This is a genomic window from Erwinia rhapontici (genome assembly GCF_020683125.1).
In the GTDB taxonomy this organism is placed as follows: Bacteria; Pseudomonadota; Gammaproteobacteria; order Enterobacterales; family Enterobacteriaceae; genus Erwinia; species Erwinia rhapontici.
Genome location: NZ_CP085627.1, coordinates 4017324 through 4039397, shown reverse-complemented (window position 1 = coordinate 4039397; position 22074 = coordinate 4017324). Strand labels below are relative to the sequence as shown.

Below are 22074 nucleotides of genomic sequence, written 5' to 3'. Positions count from 1 at the left end.
CAAAAAAGCGGTACACTGTGCACCCTGTTTGGTTAACCGACGCAGAGTGACATGGATATTTCAAATAAATCACGTATTCACTGGGCATGCCGTCGTGGCATGCGCGAACTCGATATCTCCATCATGCCGTTTTTCCAGTATGAGTTTGATTCACTGACCGATGAAGACAAACAGCTCTTCGTACGTCTGCTGGAGAGTGATGACCCCGATTTGTTTAACTGGCTGATGAATCACGGTGAACCCGCTGATGCTGAGCTGCAACGGATGGTGGCATTAATTCAGGACAGAAACCGAGCACGTGGTCCGGTGGCGATGTAATCTGCGGGCCTCCCGGCGCGCACAAACGTTATCGCTGGTACTGCATGGCACGTTGATCCTGGCGCTGCTGCTGGCACCCTGGCCGGACAGCGTCTCATTGCCACGCATCCTGTTACTGCTGCTGGTTCTTCTGGAGTGCCAGTGCAGTCGACATCGTATCCGGCATTGTCGGGGGGAGATCACCCTGCACAAGGGGCGTGTGATAGTCTGGGCGCAGTGCCAGTGGCGCATGACCTCCCGCCCGTGGCTGACGCAACGGGCGATTCGGCTGACATTACAGAACACGGCAGGCCGTCGCGAGCGGTTATGGCTATTTGCCGATGGCATGGACAGCAGCGAATGGCGGCTTCTGCGCCAACACCTGCTGAATGAAAAGGAACCGCGGGATGAGTAGCCCCACCATCTGGCTGGTAGAAGATGAAGCCGCCATTGCGGATACATTGTTATATATGCTGCAACTGGAAGGGTTCGAAACCCGCTGGTTCCCGCGCGGTGTGCCGTTGCTGGAAGCCTTGCCGCTGCAGGTACCGGATCTGGTGATCCTTGACGTTGGCCTGCCCGATATCAATGGTTTTGAACTGTGCCGCCGATTGCTGGCATTGCAACCTGACCTGCCGGTATTGTTTCTTACTGCCCGCAGCGAAGAAGTTGACCGCCTGCTGGGGCTGGAAATTGGCGCGGACGATTATGTTGCCAAGCCATTCTCCCCACGTGAAGTCTGCGCGCGGGTGCGCACACTGCTGCGTCGACTGCAAAAACAGCAGCGCATTGCTCAGTCTCCGCGTTATAACGTTGGCCAGTTCACTCTCGATGAATCTGCTGCACGTGTGCAATGGTGCAATCAGTCTCTGATACTGACGCGTTATGAATACCTGTTGTTGAAAACCTTGCTGCTCTCGCCAGGCAGGGTGTTCTCACGCCAGCAGTTGATGAATCTGGTCTGGAAAGAGGCGGAAGAGAGCCTTGATCGTACCGTTGACACCCATATCAAAACCCTGCGTGCCAAACTGCGCGACATCAACCCGCACGAGCAGGTGCTGATGACCCATCGTGGCCTGGGTTACAGTCTGGTGACGGGCTGATGCGCATCGGAATGCGTCTACTGCTCGGCTATTTTCTTATTGTTGCCGTCGCCGCGTGGTTTGTTCTTAGCATTTTCCTCAAGGAGATCAAACCTGGGGTAAGGCGTGCCACCGAAGGTACATTGGTCGATACCGCGACATTGTTGGCGCAGTTCGCCCGTGCAGATATCCTCAGCGGTCAGCCGCAGCAGGGCCAGCTGGCGCAGGCTTTCTCGCAACTGCGGGGTTACCCGGTCCATGCCAATATCAGCGGCATCGCCAAGCGGCGCAATGAATATCGTGTTTACCTCACCGATGCGAAAGGGATTGTGCTGTTTGACTCTTCCGGGGTGGCGACAGGGCAGGATTATTCGCGCTGGAATGATGTTCTGCTGACGCTGCGCGGTGAGTACGGTGCACGCAGTACCCGCAGCAATCCTGACGATGATGCCAGCTCGGTGATGTATGTGGCGGCCCCGGTGCGCGATGGCGCAAAACTGCTTGGGGTGATCAGCGTGGGGAAAGCCAACAGTACGATGGTGCCGGTGATCCGCCGCAGTGAACACCGTATTCTCTGGGCGGGTGCAGCCCTGCTGGGCATTGCTTTGCTAATCGGTCTGGGGTTTGTCCTGTGGATTAACCGCTCTGTTGGTCGTCTGGTACGTTATGCCGACTCGGTAACAGAAGGCGATGCGCAACCTCTGCCAGCGATGAACAGCACTGAGTTACGCAAGCTGGCGCAGGCGCTGGAGAGTATGCGTCTGCGGCTGGAAGGGAAGCGTTACATTGAGCATTATGCCCATGCGTTAACCCACGAACTGAAAAGCCCGCTGGCGGCGATACGCGGTGCGGCGGAAATCCTGCGTGAATGCCCTCCGGCTGAGGTGGTTCAGCGTTTCTCTGCCAATATCCTGCAACAGAATATCCGTATGCAGCGGCTGATCGACAATTTGCTTCGCCAGGCAACGCTGGAAAACCGCCCTGAAATCCAGCGCCAGTCGGTTAGCCTGCTGCCTCTGGTTACTTCACTGTGTGACAGCCGGGCGGTACAGGCTCAGGGTAAACATCTGACCTTCGACGCCGCCGACGTTGACGGGCTGTCTGTGCGGGCCGATGTGCTATTGCTGGAGCAGGCGCTGGGAAATCTGCTGGATAATGCACTCGACTTTACGCCTCTGGAGGGCGAGGTGAGGATTCAGATCAGTCAGTCGGCCGATGAGGTGATATTCCGCGTACTGGACAGCGGTAGCGGTATTCCGGACTATGCGATGCCGCATATTTTCGACCGTTTCTATTCACTGCCGCGCAGTAACGGTGAGAAGAGTAGCGGGCTGGGCCTGGCGTTTGTGCAGGAGGTGGCCCGCTTGCATCAGGGCAACATTACCCTGAGGTCACGCCCGGAAGGTGGTGTCTGTGCTCAGCTCACTGTGAAAAAATAACGGCCCACTTCACCGTCCCTTCACATAACTTCATTTTCTCCCCATTCAGGGGGGCTATCTTCTGCGTTATCGACACAGGAGAGTCCAACATGATGAAAACCCCTTTATTCTGGAAAATGCTAACGCTGATCGGCTGCCTGCTTCTGCTGCTGGTACCGTTAAGTCTGCTCAGTTCATTGATTACCGAGCGCAGCGTATGGCGCGATAGTGTGGCCGATAAGCTCAGCCAGAGCACCAGTGGTCCGCAGCGTCTCTTCGGGCCGTTGATCGCCATTCCATGGAGCGAAATCGTTACGGAAACCCGCGATGGTAAAGAAGTCACCGTTCAGCAGAATCATCTGCGTTATTACCTGCCTAAAAACCTGCGGGTGGCGGGTGACCAGCAGGTAGAACAGCGTAAGGTGGGTATTTATCAGGGGCAGGTCTGGCGTACAGGCGTCTCCATTAATGCCACTTTCGACAGCGAGCAACTGGCCGATATTAAAAAGCCGGGTATTACCCTCGGTAATCCCTGGCTGGTGATGGGCGTGGGTGACTCACGTGGGATCAGCAGTGTGACACCGCTGAATATTGGCGATCAACAGCTGGATTTCCAGCCGGGCAGCGATCTTCCCGGTAGCAGTGAAGGCCTGCATGTGGCGCTTCCGGACAGCGTGTTAGACGAGAAAAACCTGGCGCTGAACTTCACGCTTAAACTACAGGGAACACAGCAGCTTGAAGTGGTGCCATTAGGTAAAAACAGCACCTTTGATCTGAAGAGCAACTGGCCGCACCCGGGTTTTACCGGCAGTTTCCTGCCTGAACAACACCAGATTACGCCTGAAGGTTTCACCGCACGCTGGCAGAGCAGTTGGTTTGCTAACAATCTCAATTCGCTAGTGCGTGATGACTTTACCGTGAGCAGCGATAAGCTCCCGGCCTTCAGTTCGATGGTCGTTAACCCGGTGGATCAATATCAGCAAACTGAACGTGCGGTGAAATACGCCATTCTGCTGATTGGCCTGACCTATATGGCTTTCTTCCTGTTTGAAACGCTGACCGCGTTGCGGGTGCACCCAATGCAGTATTTGCTGGTGGGGCTGTCACTGGTGATGTTCTTCCTGGTGCTGCTGGCGCTGTCCGAACATATCGGGTTTAACCTTGCCTGGCTGACGGCGAGCCTGACCTGTGCGGCGATCAACGGTTTCTATTTGCAGGCGGTACTACGCGGATGGCGGCGCAGTCTGATGTTTGTCGGGGGTTTGCTGGTGCTGGATGCGGTGCTGTGGCAGTTACTGCAATCGGAGGACAGCGCGCTGTTGCTGGGGACGGGGGTACTGATGGCAGCACTGGCAGCCGTGATGGCGCTGACGAGAAATATCGACTGGTATCGTCTGTCGGCGACCGCAATGCCGGAGTTGAGCACTGAAAGTGCGCAGGAGGAAGAAGGCCGTTTCGGTTTGTGGAAATAAACCTCTGAAGGCATGGGCGGAGCGAAAGAGAAACTCCGCCCCGACAGTCGGGGCCGATCATTTTTTCGATCGGCCCTTTGATTTTTTGCGACGGAATTACAGCAGTTCTGCCATCTCAGTCAGGATCTGTTCACACCATTGCGCAATACGTTCGTCGGTCTGCTCAAACTGGTTGATGTCATCCAGCGCCAGGCCGACAAACTGTTTTCCGTCGGCAGTCAGTGGTTTTTTGCTCGTAAATTCATAGCCTTCCAGCGGCCAGTAACCGACAAACTGTACCCCGGACGGAGCCAGCACTTCATGCAGCATCCCTAACGCATCGAGGAACCATTCGCTGTATTCCCCCTGGTCACCCATGCCATAGAGTGCCACCACTTTTCCCTGTAAATTGAGCTGTGGCAGGTCGGTCCAGATGGCTTCCCAGTCTTCCTGCAATTCGCCAAAATCCCAGGTTGGAATACCGAGGATCAGCAAATCATACTGCTCCATCAGCGTGGGAGAGTCATCTTTCAGGTTATGCAGCGTCACCAGATCGTCACCGATAAAGTCACGAATCTTCTCTGCCGCTATCTCGGTGTAACAGGTGCTGGATCCATAAAACAGACCGATATTCATGGTAGTGAAACTCATTTTTCGTAAAGTCTGGCGCGATTATATCAGAATCAGGCAGGAATAAGGCATAATGGGGCGGCTTTGTACGGCAGTGTGATGTTGCATGGTTATGATTTTTAAGCGTAAAGTGATTTTATATAACGCACTCCGCGTCATGAGAATCGCAGATTAGAGAGGTTGAAGTGCAGGATAACGATCTGATTGAGCAATTTCTTGATGCGCTGTGGATCGAGCGTAATCTGGCGCAAAACACCGTTGCTTCTTACCGTCTTGACCTGCGATCGCTCTGTGGCTGGTTGCAGCACCAGCAACTTTCTCTGCTGACGGTGGATGCGATCAACTTGCAGGGTTTTCTGGCTGAACGGCTGGAAGGCGGATACAAAGCGACCAGCTCTGCGCGCTTGCTCAGTGCCATGCGCCGCCTGTTCCAGTATCTCTACCGCGAAAAGCTGCGTGAGGACGATCCCAGTGCCTTACTCTCGTCGCCAAAACTGCCGCAGCGCCTGCCCAAGGATCTCTCTGAGGCACAGGTGGAAAGGTTATTGCAGGCGCCCTGTCTGGACCAGCCGATTGAGCTGCGCGATAAGGCGATGCTGGAACTCCTTTATGCTACCGGATTACGTGTGACAGAGCTGGTCGGGCTGACGCTCAGCGATATCAGCCTGCGCCAGGGCGTGGTGCGCGTTATTGGTAAAGGGAACAAAGAGCGTTTGGTGCCGATGGGCGAAGAGGCGGTCCACTGGATCGAACAGTTTATCGAATACGGTCGCCCCTGGTTGCTCAATGGTCAGTCGCTCGATGTGCTATTTCCCAGTAACCGCGCGCAACAAATGACCCGGCAAACTTTCTGGCATCGCATCAAACATTACGCCACACTAGCAGGCATCGACAGCGCAAAACTGTCACCGCACGTGCTGCGTCATGCTTTTGCCACCCATTTGCTGAACCACGGCGCGGATTTACGTGTCGTACAGATGTTGTTGGGTCATAGCGATTTATCAACCACCCAGATTTACACGCACGTAGCGACAGAACGGCTGCGCCAGCTCCATCAGCAGCATCATCCGCGTGCCTGATCGACAAAAACATACAGCCCGCTTAGTCAGGCTATAAGGACATAAAAAATGAAGAAACATTTCCTGTTACTTTCGGGACTCATCGCGCTGGCCAGCGGACTGGCCTATGCTGATGATGCAGCGATTAAACAGTCTCTGAGTAAGCTGGGCTTACAGCAGACCGAGATTCAGCCTTCGCCTCTGCCAGGGTTTAAAACCGTGCTGAGCGAAAGCGGTGTGCTGTACGTCACCGACGATGGCAAACATTTCGTACAGGGGCCTCTCTATGATGTCAGCGGCGGTCAGCCGGTCAACGTCACCAATCAACTGCTGGAAAAGAAAGTTGAAGCGTTGAGCAAAGAGATGATCGTGTATAAAGCGCCAAAACAGCAGTACGTGGTGACGGTGTTTACCGACATTACCTGCGGCTATTGCCGCAAGCTGCATCAGGAAATGGCTGACTATAATGCGCTGGGGATTACCGTGCGTTATCTGGCTTTCCCGCGTGAAGGGATGAACGGCAATGTGGCGAAAGAGATGAAATCTATCTGGTCTGCCGCTGAACCGCGCAAAGCCTTTGATGCCGCGATGAAAGGTGAAGCTGTATCGCCGATTGACGGCAAAATCGATATCGGCCAGCAGTACAAATTGGGCATTCTTTACGGTATCCAGGGCACCCCGGCTATTCTGCTTGAGAATGGCAGCATGATCCCTGGCTATCAGAATCCACAGGACCTGAAGAAATTCCTCGACAGCCAGAAAAACGGCGGCTGATATTCGTGAACAGCACAACTGAACTCCGTCGTCGCGAGGCGACGGACACGGCCGCCTTACCTGCCGATCTTCACCCATTGTTACGTCGCCTGTATGCCCGCCGGGGCATCCGCCAGGCCAGTGAACTGGAACGCGGCGCGAAATATTTGCATCCTTTCCAGTCACTCAGCGGTATTCAGGCGGCGGTGGACATCCTGCAACGGGCACTGGCCGATAACCTCTGCATCATGATTGTCGGCGATTTCGATGCCGATGGGGCCACCAGCACGGCGCTAACGGTACTGGCGCTACGCAGCATGGGCGGGCAGAACATCAAATATCTGGTGCCTAACCGTTTTGATGATGGCTATGGCCTTAGCCCGGAAGTGGTAGAACAGGCGGCTGCACGCGGTGCACAGCTGATCGTCACCGTAGATAACGGCATCTCTTCCCATGCGGGCGTGGCGCTGGCCCATGAAAAAGGCATTCCGGTTGTGGTCACCGATCACCATTTGCCGGGCGATACGCTGCCTGCTGCCGATGCCATTGTTAACCCCAATCTTAACGACTGCGAATTTCCGTCTAAATCGCTGGCGGGTGTGGGCGTAGCGTTTTATCTGATGCTGGCACTGCGTGCACAGTTGCGCGACAGTGGCGTGACCACGCTGCCGAATCTGGCAGAACTGCTGGATTTGGTCGCGCTCGGCACGGTGGCGGATGTGGTGCCGCTGGATGCCAACAATCGCATCCTGGTCTGGCAGGGGCTGAGCCGCATTCGTGCGGGCAAATGTCGTCCCGGCATCCGGGCATTACTGGAGATTGCCAACCGTGATGCACGCCAGCTGGCCGCCAGTGATTTAGGTTTCGCCCTTGGCCCGCGTCTCAATGCCGCCGGGCGGCTGGATGATATGTCGGTCGGGGTGGCGCTATTGCTCAGTGAAGACCTGGGCCAGGCGCGTATGCTTGCCAGTGAGCTGGATGCACTGAATCAGACGCGCAAAGAGATAGAGCAGGGCATGCAGTCAGAAGCGCTGGCGCTTTGCGATCGTCTGGAAAGCAGCAGTGACGCTTTGCCGCTCGGTATTGCGATGTATCATCCAGAGTGGCATCAGGGCGTGGTCGGTATTCTGGCTTCGCGGCTGAAAGAGCGTTTCCATCGTCCGGTGATCGCCTTTGCGCCCGCAGGCGACGGCACGCTGAAAGGCTCAGGACGCTCGATTGCCGGGCTGCATATGCGTGATGCGCTGGAGCGGCTGGATACCCTTAATCCGGGGCTGATCATCAAATTTGGTGGACATGCGATGGCGGCAGGGTTGTCACTGGAAGAGGCGAACTTTGAACGTTTCCGTCAGTGTTTTGCCGATCTGGTGGGCGACTGGCTGGAGGCGGAATCCCTTCAGGGCGTGGTCTGGTCCGACGGCGAACTGATGGCGCAGGAGCTGACGCTGCCCACCGCGGAACTGCTGCGTGAAGCAGGCCCCTGGGGCCAGGCGTTCCCTGAACCGACGTTTGATGGCAAATTTAAGCTGTTACAGCAGAAGCTGGTAGGTGAGCGTCATCTGAAAGTGATGATTGAGCCATTGGGCGGTGGCCCTTTGCTGGACGGTATCGCGTTTAACATTGATACGGCTCTGTGGCCCGATCCCAGCGTGAAGCAGGTTGAGCTGGCTTACAAGCTGGACATCAACGAGTTCCGCGGCAACCGTAATGTGCAGCTGATCATCGACCATCTCTGGGCGCTGTAATTCACCTCATCCATTGTGCTGGCGGGCTGACCGACACAGAAGGTCAGCCCCTGGAGGAAATTTAACCCGTAGGGGGCGACCATGACGCTACTGATCCGTCGCCCCTTTTTCACATCATCCCGGCCGGCGGCTTAACGCCAGTTTTGCAGCAAACAATAAAAACACCGCGCCCGTGGTGCGGTCGAGCCACTTCACCACCCCTTCCTGTTTTAATATCCCTGACAGTTTGCGCGTGCTGCCAATCAGCAGCGCCGACCACAGCGTGCCCAGCACTACATGGATTAGCACCAGTCCAAAGGTCCAGAGCACCGGCGAATGCCCGGTCGGAATAAACTGTGGCAGGAAGGAGACGTAAAAAATCCCGACTTTAGGATTGAGCAGATTGCCGAAAAAACCGCGTAGAAACGCGTTCTGGCTACCGCTGCTCAGGGTTACGTCGCCCATTTGCTGGCGAGGTTTCAGCAACATTTGCACGCCAAGCCAGGCGAGGTAGCCTGCTCCGCACCACTTCAACAGGTTATAAGCCAGCTCAGACACGGCAATCAGTGCACCGAGGCCAAACGCCACGGCAGCGGCCCACGCCAGACAGCCGGCATTAATGCCCAGTTGAGCCTGAATGGCCTTCCGGGTTCCCTCTACCGTGGCGGTGCGTAAAATCAACGCGGTATCCAGCCCCGGCGTCAACGTCAGCAGTGCGGCGGCAAAGGTGAATGCCATCAGGGCATCGGTAACGGACATGGCGATTCTCCATTGTGTTCAGTGCTACAAACTGTGCGCTATTTCGGTTAAACTGCGTGGTTACTATTACGTCCATTTCGATCACCTAAAAAGATTAAAACCATGTTTGAAATTAATCCGGTAAAGAACCGTATTCAGGATCTCACAGAGCGCAGCAGCGTTCTTCGGGGGTATCTTTGACTATGATGCCAAGAAAGAACGTCTTCAGGAAGTAAACGCTGAACTGGAACAGCCTGATGTCTGGAATGAACCTGAACGCGCCCAGGCGCTGGGTAAAGAACGCTCCGCATTAGAAGCCGTTGTGGAAACACTGGATCTGATGGAGCAGGGGCTGGAAGATGTTTCAGGCCTGCTCGAGCTGGCCGTTGAGGCCGATGATGAAGACACCTTCAATGAAGCGATTGCTGAACTGGATGTGCTGGAAAAGAAACTCGGCGAATTAGAATTCCGTCGTATGTTCTCCGGCGAATACGACAGCGCCGACTGCTACATGGATATCCAGGCAGGCTCCGGCGGGACAGAAGCTCAGGACTGGGCCAGCATGCTGCTGCGTATGTACCTGCGCTGGGCTGAAGCGAGAGGCTTTAAAACCGAAATTATCGAAGAGTCTGACGGTGAAGTGGCCGGTACCAAATCCGCCACCATTAAAATCATCGGCGACTACGCGTTTGGCTGGTTACGCACTGAAACCGGCGTGCATCGCCTGGTGCGTAAAAGCCCGTTTGACTCCGGTGGCCGTCGTCATACCTCTTTCAGTTCGGTGTTTATCTACCCGGAAGTGGACGACAACATCGATATCGACATTAACCCGGCCGACCTGCGTATCGACGTTTACCGCGCCTCCGGTGCCGGTGGTCAGCACGTCAACAAAACGGAGTCGGCGGTGCGTATTACCCACTTACCGACCAACATTGTCGTGCAGTGCCAGAATGACCGCTCTCAGCATAAAAACAAAGATCAGGCCTTCAAACAGTTGCGCGCCAAACTGTACGAATACGAAATGCAGAAAAAAAATGCTGACAAACAGACGGCGGAAGACAACAAGTCTGACATCGGCTGGGGCAGCCAGATCCGCTCTTACGTGCTGGATGATTCCCGCATTAAGGATCTGCGTACAGGCGTGGAAACACGCAATACTCAGGCGGTTCTGGACGGCGATCTGGATCGTTTCATTGAAGCAAGTTTGAAAGCAGGTTTATAAGGAACTCACATGTCTGAACAACAACCGCAGGCCGCTGATGCCGCCATTGAACTGAATAACGAACTCAAAGCGCGTCGCGAAAAACTGGCCGCACTGCGTGAAACTGGCGTGGCATTCCCGAACGACTTCCGCCGTGACCGCACCGCAGACACCCTGCACGCCGAGTTTGGTGGTAAAGAGAACGAAGAGCTGGAAGACCTTGGCATCGAAGTCAGCGTGGCTGGCCGTATGATGACTCGTCGTATTATGGGTAAGGCATCCTTTGTGACGTTGCAGGATGTGGGCGGCCGTATTCAGCTTTACGTATCCCGCGATGACCTGGCGGAAGGCATCTATAACGAACAGTTCAAAAAGTGGGATCTCGGCGATATCCTCGGCGCACGCGGCAAGTTGTTTAAGACTAAAACCGGCGAACTGTCTATCCACTGTAGCGAACTGCGCCTGTTGACCAAAGCACTGCGCCCGCTGCCGGACAAGTTCCACGGCCTGGCCGATCAGGAAACCCGTTACCGTCAGCGTTATCTTGACCTGATCTCGAACGACGACTCGCGCAACACCTTCAAAATTCGCTCCCAGATCATGGCGGGTATCCGCAGCTTTATGGTCGGCCGTGAGTTTATGGAAGTGGAAACCCCGATGATGCAGGTGATCCCTGGCGGTGCGTCTGCCCGTCCGTTTATCACGCATCACAATGCGCTGGACATCGATATGTACCTGCGTATCGCACCCGAGCTGTATCTGAAGCGTCTCGTGGTGGGTGGTTTCGACCGCGTGTTTGAAATCAACCGTAACTTCCGTAACGAAGGTATTTCGCCACGTCATAACCCAGAGTTCACCATGATGGAACTCTATATGGCGTATGCGGATTACAAAGACCTGATCGAACTGACCGAAAGCCTGTTCCGTACGCTGGCACAGGATGTTCTGGGTTCCACCGTGGTGCCTTACGGCGACCAGGAGTTCGACTTCGGTAAGCCATTCGAGAAGCTGACGATGAAAGAAGCGATTCTGAAATACCGTCCGCAGACCGACCTGGCCGATCTCGACGACTTTGATAAATCGGTAGCGATTGCTCAGTCTCTGGGTATCAAAGTAGAGAAGAGCTGGGGTCTGGGCCGTCTGGTCACTGAGATCTTCGAAGAGACCGCAGAAGCGCATCTGATCCAGCCAACATTCATCACGGAATACCCGGCCGAAGTGTCACCGCTGGCGCGCCGTAATGACCAGAACCCGGAAATCACTGACCGTTTCGAATTCTTTATCGGCGGCCGCGAAATCGGTAACGGTTTCTCAGAGCTGAACGATGCGGAAGATCAGGCAGAACGTTTCCTGCAACAGGTTAACGCGAAAGATGCCGGTGATGACGAAGCGATGTTCTATGACGAAGACTATGTCACCGCGCTGGAACACGGCCTGCCGCCAACGGCGGGTCTGGGGATTGGTATTGACCGTATGGTGATGCTGTTTACCAACAGCCACACCATCCGTGACGTGATCCTGTTCCCGGCACTGCGTCCAAGCAACAAGTAAACGCACGCTTGTAACATCAACGGTCAGCCTTAGCGCTGGCCGTTTTTTTTTGCCTCCGCGGGAAAAAAAGCAAATAGTAAGGACTTTCAAACTGCAACCGTAAAGAGGGCTGCCATGACCCGACCTGATTTTATCCGCCACTGGCGTGAGCTTGAGGGCGAAGATAACGAACACTATCCCGACAGCGAGGAGCTGATGTCCATAGGTGCGCCGCTGGGAAGGGCGCTCGGTCTGACGCGCCTCGGGATACATCATGAACGTCTGTTGCCTGGCCGTCGCATGTCCTACCCGCATGCTGAAAGTGCAGAAGAAGAGTTTGCTTATGTGCTGGAAGGGGAGCCGGAGGTATGGATCAATGGCGAGTTATATCGCTTAACACCCGGTGATGCGATAGCGTTCCCGGCAGGCACCGGGATTTGCCATACCTTTATCAATAACAGCGATCGCGAAGCGCACTTTATTATCGTTGGTGAGGCGAATAAGAAAGAGAACCGCATCTGGTATCCGACAAATCCAGCCTACCTCGCTACGCGAGAGGATCGCTGGGACGATCCGCCAAAGCAGGATTTTGGCCCCCATGATGGGATGCCGGACTCATTGAAAAAAGGGACATCCTGAAAATGCCGGGATGGAAGGGAGACATGTGCAGGCGGCAGGAGGAGCGCCCGCGGCGGTGAAACTCAGGATTTCACCGCGTCGTTCAGCCAGTCTTTAAAGCGGGCATACGGCACATACAGCGAGACGTCTTTATACAGCGTCTTACCCGTTTTCATATCGTTAATGCGTTTGCTGTAGCCGACAATCACCCCGCCAATCGAATCATCAGACGCGTTATACACAGCGCCACCTGACATGCCCTGTACCACGCCTGCATCGGACGCCACCACGACGCAACTGACTTTATTCCAGGTGTTTTTTAGCCCGGTATTGATCAGATTGGTGCCCGTCGATGCGACCGGCATCGCCGAAATAAAGCTGTAACCGTAGAGATTAATCTTGTCACCGATTAGGCCGTTACGGAAATGCGGTGCCGGGACATTATCATTTTTATGATAGACCACGGCCAGGTCGCACTCAGGATGATATGACTTCACCCGGTACATGGAGAATTTTGCCACATGGGCCGCGGTCAGGCTGTAATCGGCCGTCAGCGGGATGGTGGTACCCAGCGTACCTAAGCCCAGCACGGTTGGAATACCCGTAACAGTCATATCCACCCGGTCGTGCGCTTCACTGCTGTACTGATACTTTCCGACGGAACACCCGACCAGAATCAGGGCTGGCAGGCAAATGACGAGTCGCATCGGGTCTCCTTGGTAATGGTTGATACAGCAATGGCAGGGTTTTAACCTCATTTACTGGCATATCGGCCATCTGTCGCAGAACTTTAATGTATCAATGCTCCATCAAATCTGTCACAAGGCGAAGAGGTGCCAGCAGCGTTGAAGCAAAATTTCCAAAACTCAGATGATTCGTAGAATTGAATGATTAGGAAGGTTTATGTAATGGCCAGTTAACGGAAAGTATAGCGAAGAAAAACGACAAAATGAGCGTGCGATCGCATTTTTCTCACCGATTCATCATTACCCAGAGGATTCTTGCTGCCCAGGCAACAGACAGTTGCTGATAGCGGGCTGTAAGGCGTTCATTAGCTGTGCTTTAATGCGTTGCTGTGACGCAGATCAAATTTATCTTCTACACCAATTATCCTGGGAGTGTGTGACATGCCTGTTTCATTACTGGCGCTGGCGTTGAGTGCCTTTGCTATCGGCACCACTGAATTTGTCATTATGGGGCTGTTGCCGGAAGTGGCGAATGACCTGCGCGTGTCGATTCCATCGGCAGGCTGGCTGATCAGCGGTTACGCGCTGGGGGTGGCGATTGGCGCTCCGATTATGGCATTGCTGACGGCCAGGCTGCCGCGCAAACGGACGCTGATCCTGCTGATGGCGATTTTTATCGTCGGGAATATTCTCTGTGCGCTGGCTTACACCTATAACCTGCTGATGCTGGCGCGCGTTGTGACCGCGCTGTGTCACGGTGCCTTCTTCGGTATCGGTGCCGTAGTCGCAGCCAGCCTGGTCGCACCGGGTAAACAGGCTTCTGCCGTTGCGCTGATGTTTACCGGCTTAACGCTTGCCAACGTGCTGGGTGTGCCGCTGGGCACCTGGTTTGGTCAGATGTTTGGCTGGCGTGCCACCTTCTGGGGCGTGGCGGTGATTGGCGTACTGGCCTTTATCGGCCTGATCGTCAGCCTGCCCACTAACCGTAATGAGAAGCCGGTACATCTGGCATCAGAAGTCAGTGCGCTGAATAACGGCAAGCTGTGGCTGTCGTTGCTGATGACAGTGTTTTTCGCCGCCGCGATGTTCGCCTTATTCAGCTATATTGCGCCGCTGTTGTTGCAGGTGACGGGCATGACGGACCGGGGCGTCAGTTGGACGCTGTTCCTGATCGGCGCGGGTCTGACAGTGGGTAATATCCTCGGTGGTAAGCTGGCCGACTGGAAAGTGTCGTTCAGCCTGATCCTCAGCTTCTCGCTGATCGCGGTGTTCTCCCTGCTGTTTAGCTGGACCAGCCATTCACTGTGGCTGGCGGAAATTACCCTGTTCCTGTGGGCGATGGCGACCTTTGCAATGGTTCCGGCGCTGCAAATCAACGTGGTCCGCCACGGTAAAGATGCACCGAACCTGGTGTCGACGCTGAATATCTCTGCCTTTAACGTCGGTAACGCGTTGGGTGCCTGGGTGGGCGGCGCAGTGATTGGCGGTGGCTACGGCCTGACGGCGGTGCCCGTCTCGGCAGCCGTACTGGCAGTGATTGGGCTGCTGGTTTGCCTCTATACCTTCCGGGGATCACGCGGCCAGCCACAGCCCGCCAGGGCAACGCATTAAATGAGTCGTTGTTGCAGGCGCTGGCTGAACAGGCCCGTCTGCTGTTGCAAATGCTGGCTGAAGGCATCGACCAGTGCCGATGCGGGGCGGTGGCGCGGCCTAATCAGACTGACGGTAAACGGCACGGCGATGCTGAAACGCCGTATCACCACTCCGCTGTCGGCGTAATCCAGCGCCGTCAGCGGGTTCACAATCGATACCCCTACACCCGCCCTGACCATCGAACATACCGACGCCGCACTGTGTGTCTCCATCACCATGTGCCGCTGGACGCCCTGTTCGGCAAACACGCCATCAAGAATCTGACGGTAGCTGTCCGTGCGTGACAGGCTGATATAACGCTGCCCGGCGAAATCCTGTGGTGTCAGGCAGTCGCGACTGGCCAGCGGATGCTGTGCTGGCAGCACACAGACTTCATCGCCGGTAAACAGTGCGCTGCGTTCGGTGCCTGCCGGGGTGTGTGTGGTTTCGGTCAGTCCCAGATCATAACGTTGCGCCGACAACCACTCTTCCAGCAGCGGTGACTCCTGGGGAATGATATTCAGGCTGAGGTCCGGGTAGCGCGCCATAAAGGGCTGACACAGCAGCGGCAGCAGTGACTGGGAAAACACCGGCAGACAGGCCACCGACAGCTCACCCTGGCGAAACTGACGTAATCCTTCGGCGGCGCTGATAATGCGGTCCAGTCCGTACCAGGATCGCTGCACCTCTTCAAAAAGACGCAAGCCCTGTACCGTGGGTTGCAGGCGTCCGCGCACGCGTTCAAACAGTTGCAGACCAATCAGCTTTTCAAAACGCGCCAGCTCACGGCTGACGGTGGGCTGCGAGGTATGCAGCAGCGTTGCCGCTTCCGTCAGGTTGCCGGTAGTGACCACCGCATGAAAAATTTCAATATGACGCAAAGAAACGCCCGCCACGTTCGGCTCCCGTGAATGATCAATGCTAAAGCCATATCATGGATGAATAGAGTGCGATAAAAAAGATATTTTTATCCCGTCTCAGGCTGTGGCGTAATAGAGGCATAAACTTATGGAGAATCCTTATGCCGCGCCTGCTTACTGACACCACCACCGCCCTGACTCAGGACAACCTGTTACCGCTGGCACGCCACTATGGCGGCCCATTCTGGGCTTATGATGCCAGTATCATCCAGGCCCGCATCAGCCAGCTTCAGCAGTTTGATGTGGTCCGCTTCGCGCAGAAGGCCTGTTCGAATATTCACATTCTGCGCCTGATGCGTGCCGCGGGCGTGAAGGTGGATTCTGTTTCCCTGGGGGAGATTGAACGCGCGCTGGCCGCAGGTTATCAGGCCGGTGGCGATGAAATTGTGTTCACGGCTGATTTGCTCGATGAACCCACGCTGGCACGGGTTGCCGAGCTGAAAGTGCCGGTCAACGCCGGTTCCGTCGATATGCTGCATCAGTTGGGGCAGGTGTCTGCCGGGCATCCGGTCTGGCTGCGCGTTAACCCGGGCTTTGGTCACGGCCACAGCCAGAAAACCAATACCGGCGGTGAAAACAGCAAGCACGGGATCTGGCATGGTGATATGGGCCTGGCACTGGAAGCCATCCAGCAGCATCAGCTGAAGCTGGTGGGGATCCACATGCATATCGGTTCCGGCGTGGACTACGGACACCTTGAGCAGGTGTGCGATGCGATGGTGAATCAGGTGGTGAGCTTTGGCCAGGATCTGGAGGCTATTTCTGCCGGAGGCGGGCTGTCGATCCCTTATCACTTTGGTGAAGAGACGATTGATACCAACCACTATTACGGTCTTTGGGATGCCGCACGCAAGCGCGTGGCACAGCATCTGGGTCATCCGGTCAAACTGGAAATCGAACCGGGACGTTTCCTGGTGGCAGAATCCGGTGTGCTGGTCAGCCAGGTGCGGGCGGTTAAATCGATGGGCAGCCGTCACTTTGTGCTGGTGGATGCCGGGTTTAACGATCTGATGCGTCCGTCACTGTATGGCAGCTACCACCATATTTCGGCCATTGCCGGGGACGGTCGCACACTGGACGAGGAAAACACGATTGAGAGCGTGGTGGCGGGGCCGCTGTGCGAATCGGGCGATGTCTTTACCCAACTGGAAGGCGGCAAAGTCGAAACCCGTGCACTGCCAGCGGTGAAGGTGGGCGATTATCTGGTGTTCCACGATACCGGCGCTTACGGTGCCTCCATGTCGTCGAACTACAACAGCCGTCCGTTGATCCCGGAAGTGCTGTTCGAAAACGGCCAGTCGCGCCAGATCCGCCGTGCGCAAACCGTGGCCGAGCTGCTGGCGCTGGAACTGTAATCCATTCCCCCGTGCCATAGGGGCCGATCATTTTTTTCGATCGGCCTCAAATCAACCCGTTACAGACATTTTATTCGGTGCTGCTGATGTGACAGGGCTGAGGCCAGTTTGAGCACACCGGATCGGCAAAAGACGCATCCCTGCGGGCCTCGGCACGCGACGTCCTGTCGCGTGACGTCCGGCTTACCTCAAACTGGCCCCATCCTCGTAGTAAGTGTGCTCGCTGTAGCGTTAAAACCACCACGACATTGCGATTTATTGCAGGGGTCGATCATTTTTTCCGATCGGCCCGTTGCCGCGCACGACTATTCTGCAAACATCTCTTTCCTTAACAGCACAATCTCTTCTGCTTGCCGCTAATCCAGCAGAGTGTGAATAAGAATTAAGATCGGTCTGTATTCTGAAAAAAAAGTGAAAGGGTATGCCGGGACTCCCTGGATAATCTTCGTCAGGAGAAGGCTTTTATCGACAGGCAAACATGGAGCCTGCTTGGGCATAATGCAAAAATAGTGGCATCGGGGAAAATTGTTAAAGAACTGGATTCCTGGGGATATATCATTAATGGAGTAGGGGTTGTGCTGGGGGGATTTCAGATAGTTGCGGGAATTACAATTTTTACCGGTTCACTTGCTCATTTAAACATTGTGGGTATGGTTGCTGGTGCCACACTTTTTCTGCATGGGATAAATGGTATTGAAGAAGGAATTGTAAATATTAAAAATGGTAGTGAAGGCCATGTTGGAAAAATAAAAGAAGGATATATAAATACAGCAAGGTTCATGGGGTTTGATGAGAAAGTCGGCGCACTAGCTTACAGTTCAATTGACTTATCACTCTCTGCGTATGGCATGGCCCGTTTTGTATTAAAACCAGATGCCAGAAGATTGTTTAACTTTCTCCCTTCAGACTATATTAGAAATGTGAAGAGAATGAGTGTGCCTTCTCTTTTAATCGAAGGCACAGGTGATGCTATTACTATAAAAACAGCACTGGAAGAATAACTTAATCAAGTTATTAATTTCCTGCCATGAATAAATATCTTCGCCCCTAACTTGGTTGGGACGAGGATTTCAGAAACGATCATGGCAAAAACATATCCCACCAGAAATCCATAAAAACCATCCATGTTGTTTTCTTCATAAGTCGAAATAAGGAGAAGTGTCATTATTAATCTGAGAGTTGCTATCCCTAAAAAAACTCGCCTTAACTTTATCAGAACTTGCGCATAGGTTGTGCGGTTTTTTTTCACAAAATATTTTATTTTTCTAATTTCTTTAGTCGTAAATCCACTTTTCAGCAGTTTTTCTTCCATATCCATATCCATATCCATATCATTCATCCTTGCTATTCCTTTTAATATTTACCTCTCCTGTGCCTCGTAAAAGAATATCACGCAGAACGACCGCTGAGTATAAAAATAAGTCTTACGCACCGTAGGGGCCGATCATTATTTCCGATCGGCCTCAAATCAACCATTTTATTCGCTGCTGCTGGTGTGACAGGGCAGAGGCCAGTTTGAGCACACCGGATCGGCAAAAGACGCATCCCTGCGGGCCTCGGCACGCGCCGTCCTGGCGCGTGACGTCCGGCTTACCTCAAACTGGCACCATCCTCGTAGTCAGTGTGCTCGCTGTAGCGTTAAAACCACCACGACATCGCGATTTATTGCAGAAGCCGATCATTTCTTCCGATCGGCCCATTGCGGATACGACTATTCTGCAAACATCTCTTTCCTTAACAGCACAATCTCTTCCGCCAGATCGCGGCACAGCATCGCATTCATCAGGTGATCCTGGGCATGAACGAGGATCAGCGTGACCGGCACTTTGCCACATCCCTCATCAGCCCCTATCAGCTGTGTCTGTATCTTGTGAGCTCCTTTTGACGCTTCCAGTGAAGCCGCCAGTGCCGCATCGGCCTGCTGCCATTCGCGCTTACGGGCGTGCTGAATGGCGCTCATGGCGTGGGATCGTGCTTCGCCTGCATTGATCAACAATTCCATCATGGTCTGCTCGAAATCCATCACTGTCTCCATTGGTATACCAAAATTGGTTTAATTATCTTATTGGAATACCAGTGATCACTTCTGAGAGTCATATCACAGTAAATAACTCGTAATTGTTTATTTTTGGTATGCCACAACAACGGAAGTTCAACAAATACCAGTGCCGGGATGCCTGACCCCTTACCTCGAGGATTTACACATGTCTCTACAGGATCGGCTAATCGACTCGCTGGGGAGTTTTGCCACAAAATTCAACAGCTACCGCTATATCATGGCGATCAAGGCCTCATTTATTACGCTGATGCCGGTGATTATTGTCGGTGCGTTTTCGGTGCTGATTTCCAATATGGTGCTGGATGGCAAGAACGGGCTGGCGAGCTTTGAGGCGCTGTCGTTCCTCGCCGAACTCAAACCCATTACTTCCAGTATTAACTATGCGACGCTCAGTTTTCTGAATATCGGTGCAGTGTTCCTGATCGGTATTGAACTGGGGAAAATCAACGGCATCAAAACCCTGTTCCCGGGTCTGTTGGCGATTATCTGTTTTATCGCCGTCACGCCAACGACATTAAGCATGATGGTCAACGGCCAGTTGCAGGTGGTCACTGACGTGCTGGCGAAACAGTTCTCGGATACCAAAAGCCTGTTCCTCGGCATGTTTATTGCCATTCTCTCCGTCGAGATCTATTGCCGACTGGAAAATATCGATCGGCTAAAAATCAAAATGCCGGATACGGTACCACCGAATGTGGCAGCTTCGTTCTCGGCGCTGATCCCATCGATTATTACCGTCTCCGCCATCGCCACGTTTGGTTTTATCTTCCACCGTTTCACCGGCATGTATCTGTATGACGCGGTGTACAAAATTGTGCAGGAACCGCTGGAATCGGTGGTGCAGAGCCTGTGGGGTATTCTGCTATTGATGTTTGTTGCCCAGCTGTTCTGGGTGATCGGTATTCACGGTAATCAGATGGTGAAACCGATCCGCGAACCGCTGCTGCTGGGGGCGATCCTGGTCAATATGAACGCCTTTGAGCAGGGCATTGAAGCACCGAATATCATCACCATGCCGTTCTGGGATGTGTATATGAGCATCGGTGGGTCCGGGTTGACGATCGGCTTACTGACGGCGGTGATGCTGGCAACCAAACGCAAAGAGATGCGGGAAATCGCCAAGCTGTCATTCGGTCCTGGCCTGTTTAACATTAACGAACCGGTGATCTTCGGCATGCCGATTATGCTTAATCCGATCCTCGCCATCCCGTTCATTATTACGCCGCTGATCACCGGATCGATTGGTTACTTCGCCACGGTCACTGGGTTTGCCGGGAAAGCGGTAGTGATGGTGCCCTGGACCACGCCGCCGATCATCAATGCCTGGCTCTCTACCGCCGGATCGATGGGGGCTGTGGTGACGCAAATCGTCTGCATTATCGTCTCCATTTTGGTCTATCTGCCGTTTGTCAAAATCGCTGCGCGCCGTGCAGAGGCCGCTGAAGCCCGCGCGTTACAGCCTGAACTCGCGAAACACTAAGGAGCTATGATGAGCACAATCAACGTCACTATCCCGGCCGATTTTATTCTCGGGGCCGCGGCTTCCGCGTGGCAAACCGAAGGCTGGAGTGGCAAGAAAGCGGGGCAGGACTCTTACCTCGATGCCTGGTATCAGAACGATCGTCATGTCTGGCACAACGGTTACGGCCCGGCGATCGCCACCGACTTTATCAATCGCTATAAAGAAGATGTCGCCTTGATGAAAGCCTCGGGGCTGACGCACTACCGCACCTCGATTAACTGGTCGCGCTTTCTGACTGATTATGAAAATGCCGTCGTTGATGAAGAGTACGCCGCGTATTACGACAACCTGATCGATGAGCTGCTGGCAAACGGCATTCAGCCGATGCTGTGCCTGGAACACTACGAGCTGCCAGCTGCCCTGCTGGAGCAGCACGGCGGCTGGGGTTCAAAGCATGTGGTGGAGCTGTTTGTCCGTTACGCAGAGCAGGTGTTTGCACGTTACGCCCACAAGGTGACGCGCTGGTTTACCTTTAACGAGCCGATTGTGGTGCAGACGCGGGTCTATCTGGATGCGCTGCGCTGGCCATACGAGCAGAACACTGACAAATGGATGCAGTGGAACCACCATAAAAATCTCGCCACGGCGAAAGTGGTGCAGCTGTTCCGGGAGAAAGGTTATCAGGGCACGGTTGGCACCATCCTGAACCCGGAAGTGACGTACCCGCGTTCCAGTGCGGCGCATGATGTGAAAGCGGCGGAAATGTACGACTTGTTCTACAACCGCGTTTTCCTTGACCCGGCCATCAAAGGCGAATACCCGGCGGAGCTGGTTCAGTTGCTGGAAAAACATCAGGTGAAATGGGATTACAACGCGCAGGAGCTGGCGATTATCTCCGCCAACCGCGTGGATGAAGTCGGCATCAACCTCTATTACCCGCACCGCGTGAAAGCGCCATCACGTGCCTGGCACCCGGAAACCCCATTCCATCCGGCATTTTACTACGAGCATTTCGAACTGCCGGGGCGGCGTATGAACACCTCGCGCGGTTGGGAGATTCAGCCCGCCATCGTCTGGGATATGGCCTTGCGTATGAAGAATGACTACGACAACTTCCCGTGGTTTATCGCTGAAAACGGTATGGGGATTGAGAACGAAGCACGCTTCAAAAATGCTGATGGCGAGATTCAGGATGACTACCGCATCGCCTTTATCACCGAACACCTTTACCAGGCCGTGCGGGCAAACGCCGCCGGAATGAACTGCCTGGGCTATATGCTGTGGGCCTTCACCGACAATGTTTCCCCGATGAATGCCTTCAAGAACCGCTACGGACTGATTGAAATCGACCTGGATTGCCAGCGCCAACGCCGGATGAAAAAATCCGCTCACTGGTATCAACAGGTCAGCGAACAGCGCCAGCTCTCTGTTACCCTGGATGATGAAGCCAAATAAGGAGT

22 protein-coding genes are annotated in these 22074 nt (G+C 54.3%); 16 read left to right on the top strand and 6 right to left on the bottom strand.

The features are described 5' to 3' along the window. Positions 1 to 51 precede the first annotated feature (51 nt). The 5 genes from sdhE (at position 52) to creD (ending at position 4269) form a co-directional block, all read left to right on the top strand. On the top strand, positions 52 to 318 hold the full coding sequence (gene sdhE / locus LJN55_RS18625) for an FAD assembly factor SdhE (RefSeq protein WP_133846122.1): 267 nt from the start codon (positions 52 to 54) through the stop codon (positions 316 to 318). Further along, on the top strand, positions 299 to 712 hold the full coding sequence (locus tag LJN55_RS18620; RefSeq protein WP_159337897.1) for a protein YgfX: 414 nt from the start codon (positions 299 to 301) through the stop codon (positions 710 to 712). The genes sdhE and LJN55_RS18620 overlap by 20 nt, the downstream gene beginning before the upstream one ends. Then, complete coding sequence (gene creB / locus LJN55_RS18615; RefSeq protein ID WP_133846120.1) at positions 705 to 1400, top strand: two-component system response regulator CreB; 696 nt, start codon at positions 705 to 707, stop codon at positions 1398 to 1400. Before LJN55_RS18620 ends, creB begins: the two co-directional genes overlap by 8 nt. Further along, on the top strand, positions 1400 to 2818 hold the full coding sequence (gene creC / locus LJN55_RS18610; protein ID WP_133846119.1) for a two-component system sensor histidine kinase CreC: 1419 nt from the start codon (positions 1400 to 1402) through the stop codon (positions 2816 to 2818). Before creB ends, creC begins: the two co-directional genes overlap by 1 nt. Before the next feature lie 89 nt (positions 2819 to 2907). Next, positions 2908 to 4269: a cell envelope integrity protein CreD gene (creD, locus tag LJN55_RS18605; RefSeq protein WP_227535024.1), complete on the top strand. Its 1362-nt coding sequence runs from the start codon at positions 2908 to 2910 to the stop codon at positions 4267 to 4269. A gap of 96 nt (positions 4270 to 4365) precedes the next feature. Here the strand turns inward: creD and fldB are convergent, their stop codons facing one another. Continuing rightward, positions 4366 to 4884 (bottom strand): flavodoxin FldB, encoded by a 519-nt coding sequence (fldB, locus tag LJN55_RS18600; RefSeq protein WP_227536411.1) that lies wholly within the window; start codon positions 4882 to 4884, stop codon positions 4366 to 4368. Positions 4885 to 5063: 179 nt separating this feature from the next. On the opposite strand from fldB, the gene xerD reads away from it, so the two are divergent. The 3 genes from xerD to recJ are packed head-to-tail and all read left to right on the top strand — an operon-like array spanning position 5064 to position 8434. Next, positions 5064 to 5957: a site-specific tyrosine recombinase XerD gene (gene xerD, locus LJN55_RS18595; RefSeq protein ID WP_133846117.1), complete on the top strand. Its 894-nt coding sequence runs from the start codon at positions 5064 to 5066 to the stop codon at positions 5955 to 5957. Between the two features lie 48 nt (positions 5958 to 6005). Beyond that, complete coding sequence (gene dsbC, locus LJN55_RS18590; RefSeq protein ID WP_133846116.1) at positions 6006 to 6710, top strand: bifunctional protein-disulfide isomerase/oxidoreductase DsbC; 705 nt, start codon at positions 6006 to 6008, stop codon at positions 6708 to 6710. 5 nt (positions 6711 to 6715) lie between these two features. Beyond that, positions 6716 to 8434 carry a single-stranded-DNA-specific exonuclease RecJ gene (gene recJ, locus LJN55_RS18585; RefSeq protein ID WP_133846115.1) on the top strand — a complete coding sequence of 573 codons (1719 nt, stop codon included), beginning with the start codon at positions 6716 to 6718 and terminating at the stop codon, positions 8432 to 8434. A 114-nt stretch (positions 8435 to 8548) separates the two neighbouring features. Here the strand turns inward: recJ and LJN55_RS18580 are convergent, their stop codons facing one another. After that, on the bottom strand, positions 8549 to 9172 hold the full coding sequence (locus LJN55_RS18580) for a LysE family translocator (protein ID WP_133846114.1): 624 nt from the start codon (positions 9170 to 9172) through the stop codon (positions 8549 to 8551). A 102-nt stretch (positions 9173 to 9274) separates the two neighbouring features. Here LJN55_RS18580 and prfB point away from each other — a divergent pair. From prfB to LJN55_RS18565, 3 genes are all read left to right on the top strand, one after another. Next, positions 9275 to 10373, top strand: a protein-coding gene (prfB, locus tag LJN55_RS18575; protein ID WP_133846113.1) for a peptide chain release factor 2 whose coding sequence is annotated in 2 segments (ribosomal slippage) — positions 9275 to 9349 and positions 9351 to 10373 — 1098 coding nt in all. Because the reading frame shifts where the segments join, the coding sequence is not laid out codon by codon here. Between the two features lie 9 nt (positions 10374 to 10382). Beyond that, positions 10383 to 11903: a lysine--tRNA ligase gene (lysS, locus tag LJN55_RS18570; protein WP_133846112.1), complete on the top strand. Its 1521-nt coding sequence runs from the start codon at positions 10383 to 10385 to the stop codon at positions 11901 to 11903. A 114-nt stretch (positions 11904 to 12017) separates the two neighbouring features. Next, entirely contained in the window at positions 12018 to 12521 is a 504-nt protein-coding gene (locus LJN55_RS18565; RefSeq protein ID WP_227535023.1) for a cupin domain-containing protein, read from the top strand. Between the two features lie 62 nt (positions 12522 to 12583). Here LJN55_RS18565 and LJN55_RS18560 read toward each other — a convergent pair whose 3' ends face one another. Then, positions 12584 to 13207, bottom strand: a complete 624-nt coding sequence (locus tag LJN55_RS18560) for a serine protease (protein ID WP_133846110.1) — start codon at positions 13205 to 13207, stop codon at positions 12584 to 12586. A gap of 420 nt (positions 13208 to 13627) precedes the next feature. Here LJN55_RS18560 and LJN55_RS18555 point away from each other — a divergent pair, with 420 nt between their 5' ends. Then, positions 13628 to 14797: an MFS transporter gene (locus LJN55_RS18555; RefSeq protein ID WP_133846109.1), complete on the top strand. Its 1170-nt coding sequence runs from the start codon at positions 13628 to 13630 to the stop codon at positions 14795 to 14797. Here LJN55_RS18555 and LJN55_RS18550 read toward each other — a convergent pair. Then, entirely contained in the window at positions 14794 to 15714 is a 921-nt protein-coding gene (locus LJN55_RS18550; RefSeq protein ID WP_227535022.1) for a LysR family transcriptional regulator, read from the bottom strand. The two genes, LJN55_RS18555 and LJN55_RS18550, sit on opposite strands and share 4 nt — an antisense overlap. 125 nt (positions 15715 to 15839) lie before the next feature. Here LJN55_RS18550 and lysA point away from each other — a divergent pair, with 125 nt between their 5' ends. Beyond that, the gene (lysA, locus tag LJN55_RS18545) at positions 15840 to 17093 is read left to right on the top strand and encodes a diaminopimelate decarboxylase (RefSeq protein WP_133846107.1); all 1254 of its coding nucleotides are present in this window, start codon (positions 15840 to 15842) and stop codon (positions 17091 to 17093) included. A gap of 434 nt (positions 17094 to 17527) precedes the next feature. Next, on the top strand, positions 17528 to 18094 hold the full coding sequence (locus LJN55_RS18540; protein ID WP_227536410.1) for a DUF4225 domain-containing protein: 567 nt from the start codon (positions 17528 to 17530) through the stop codon (positions 18092 to 18094). Positions 18095 to 18099: 5 nt separating this feature from the next. On the opposite strand, the gene LJN55_RS18535 is transcribed toward LJN55_RS18540, so the two are convergent. Together LJN55_RS18535 and LJN55_RS18530 are read right to left on the bottom strand one after the other, a co-directional pair. Further along, positions 18100 to 18432, bottom strand: a complete 333-nt coding sequence (locus LJN55_RS18535) for a hypothetical protein (RefSeq protein WP_227535021.1) — start codon at positions 18430 to 18432, stop codon at positions 18100 to 18102. Positions 18433 to 18804: 372 nt separating this feature from the next. After that, positions 18805 to 19116 (bottom strand): PTS lactose/cellobiose transporter subunit IIA, encoded by a 312-nt coding sequence (locus tag LJN55_RS18530; RefSeq protein ID WP_133846104.1) that lies wholly within the window; start codon positions 19114 to 19116, stop codon positions 18805 to 18807. Between the two features lie 181 nt (positions 19117 to 19297). Between LJN55_RS18530 and LJN55_RS18525 the strand changes: the two genes are divergently transcribed. Next, positions 19298 to 20632 (top strand): PTS sugar transporter subunit IIC, encoded by a 1335-nt coding sequence (locus tag LJN55_RS18525; RefSeq protein WP_133846103.1) that lies wholly within the window; start codon positions 19298 to 19300, stop codon positions 20630 to 20632. A 9-nt stretch (positions 20633 to 20641) separates the two neighbouring features. Beyond that, positions 20642 to 22069, top strand: coding sequence for a glycoside hydrolase family 1 protein (locus LJN55_RS18520; RefSeq protein ID WP_133846138.1), 1428 nt, complete (start codon positions 20642 to 20644; stop codon positions 22067 to 22069). The last annotated feature ends 5 nt before the right edge of the window (positions 22070 to 22074 follow it).

Coding starts and splice junctions, on each gene's coding strand:
- sdhE (WP_133846122.1), top strand. CDS start 52: ATGGATATTTCAAATAAATCACGTATTCACTGGGCATGCCGTCGTGGC.
- creB (WP_133846120.1), top strand. CDS start 705: ATGAGTAGCCCCACCATCTGGCTGGTAGAAGATGAAGCCGCCATTGCG.
- creC (WP_133846119.1), top strand. CDS start 1,400: ATGCGCATCGGAATGCGTCTACTGCTCGGCTATTTTCTTATTGTTGCC.
- creD (WP_227535024.1), top strand. CDS start 2,908: ATGATGAAAACCCCTTTATTCTGGAAAATGCTAACGCTGATCGGCTGC.
- fldB (WP_227536411.1), bottom strand. CDS start 4,884: ATGAATATCGGTCTGTTTTATGGATCCAGCACCTGTTACACCGAGATA.
- dsbC (WP_133846116.1), top strand. CDS start 6,006: ATGAAGAAACATTTCCTGTTACTTTCGGGACTCATCGCGCTGGCCAGC.
- LJN55_RS18580 (WP_133846114.1), bottom strand. CDS start 9,172: ATGTCCGTTACCGATGCCCTGATGGCATTCACCTTTGCCGCCGCACTG.
- lysS (WP_133846112.1), top strand. CDS start 10,383: ATGTCTGAACAACAACCGCAGGCCGCTGATGCCGCCATTGAACTGAAT.
- LJN55_RS18565 (WP_227535023.1), top strand. CDS start 12,018: ATGACCCGACCTGATTTTATCCGCCACTGGCGTGAGCTTGAGGGCGAA.
- LJN55_RS18560 (WP_133846110.1), bottom strand. CDS start 13,207: ATGCGACTCGTCATTTGCCTGCCAGCCCTGATTCTGGTCGGGTGTTCC.
- LJN55_RS18555 (WP_133846109.1), top strand. CDS start 13,628: ATGCCTGTTTCATTACTGGCGCTGGCGTTGAGTGCCTTTGCTATCGGC.
- lysA (WP_133846107.1), top strand. CDS start 15,840: ATGCCGCGCCTGCTTACTGACACCACCACCGCCCTGACTCAGGACAAC.
- LJN55_RS18535 (WP_227535021.1), bottom strand. CDS start 18,432: ATGAATGATATGGATATGGATATGGATATGGAAGAAAAACTGCTGAAA.
- LJN55_RS18530 (WP_133846104.1), bottom strand. CDS start 19,116: ATGGATTTCGAGCAGACCATGATGGAATTGTTGATCAATGCAGGCGAA.
- LJN55_RS18525 (WP_133846103.1), top strand. CDS start 19,298: ATGTCTCTACAGGATCGGCTAATCGACTCGCTGGGGAGTTTTGCCACA.
- LJN55_RS18520 (WP_133846138.1), top strand. CDS start 20,642: ATGAGCACAATCAACGTCACTATCCCGGCCGATTTTATTCTCGGGGCC.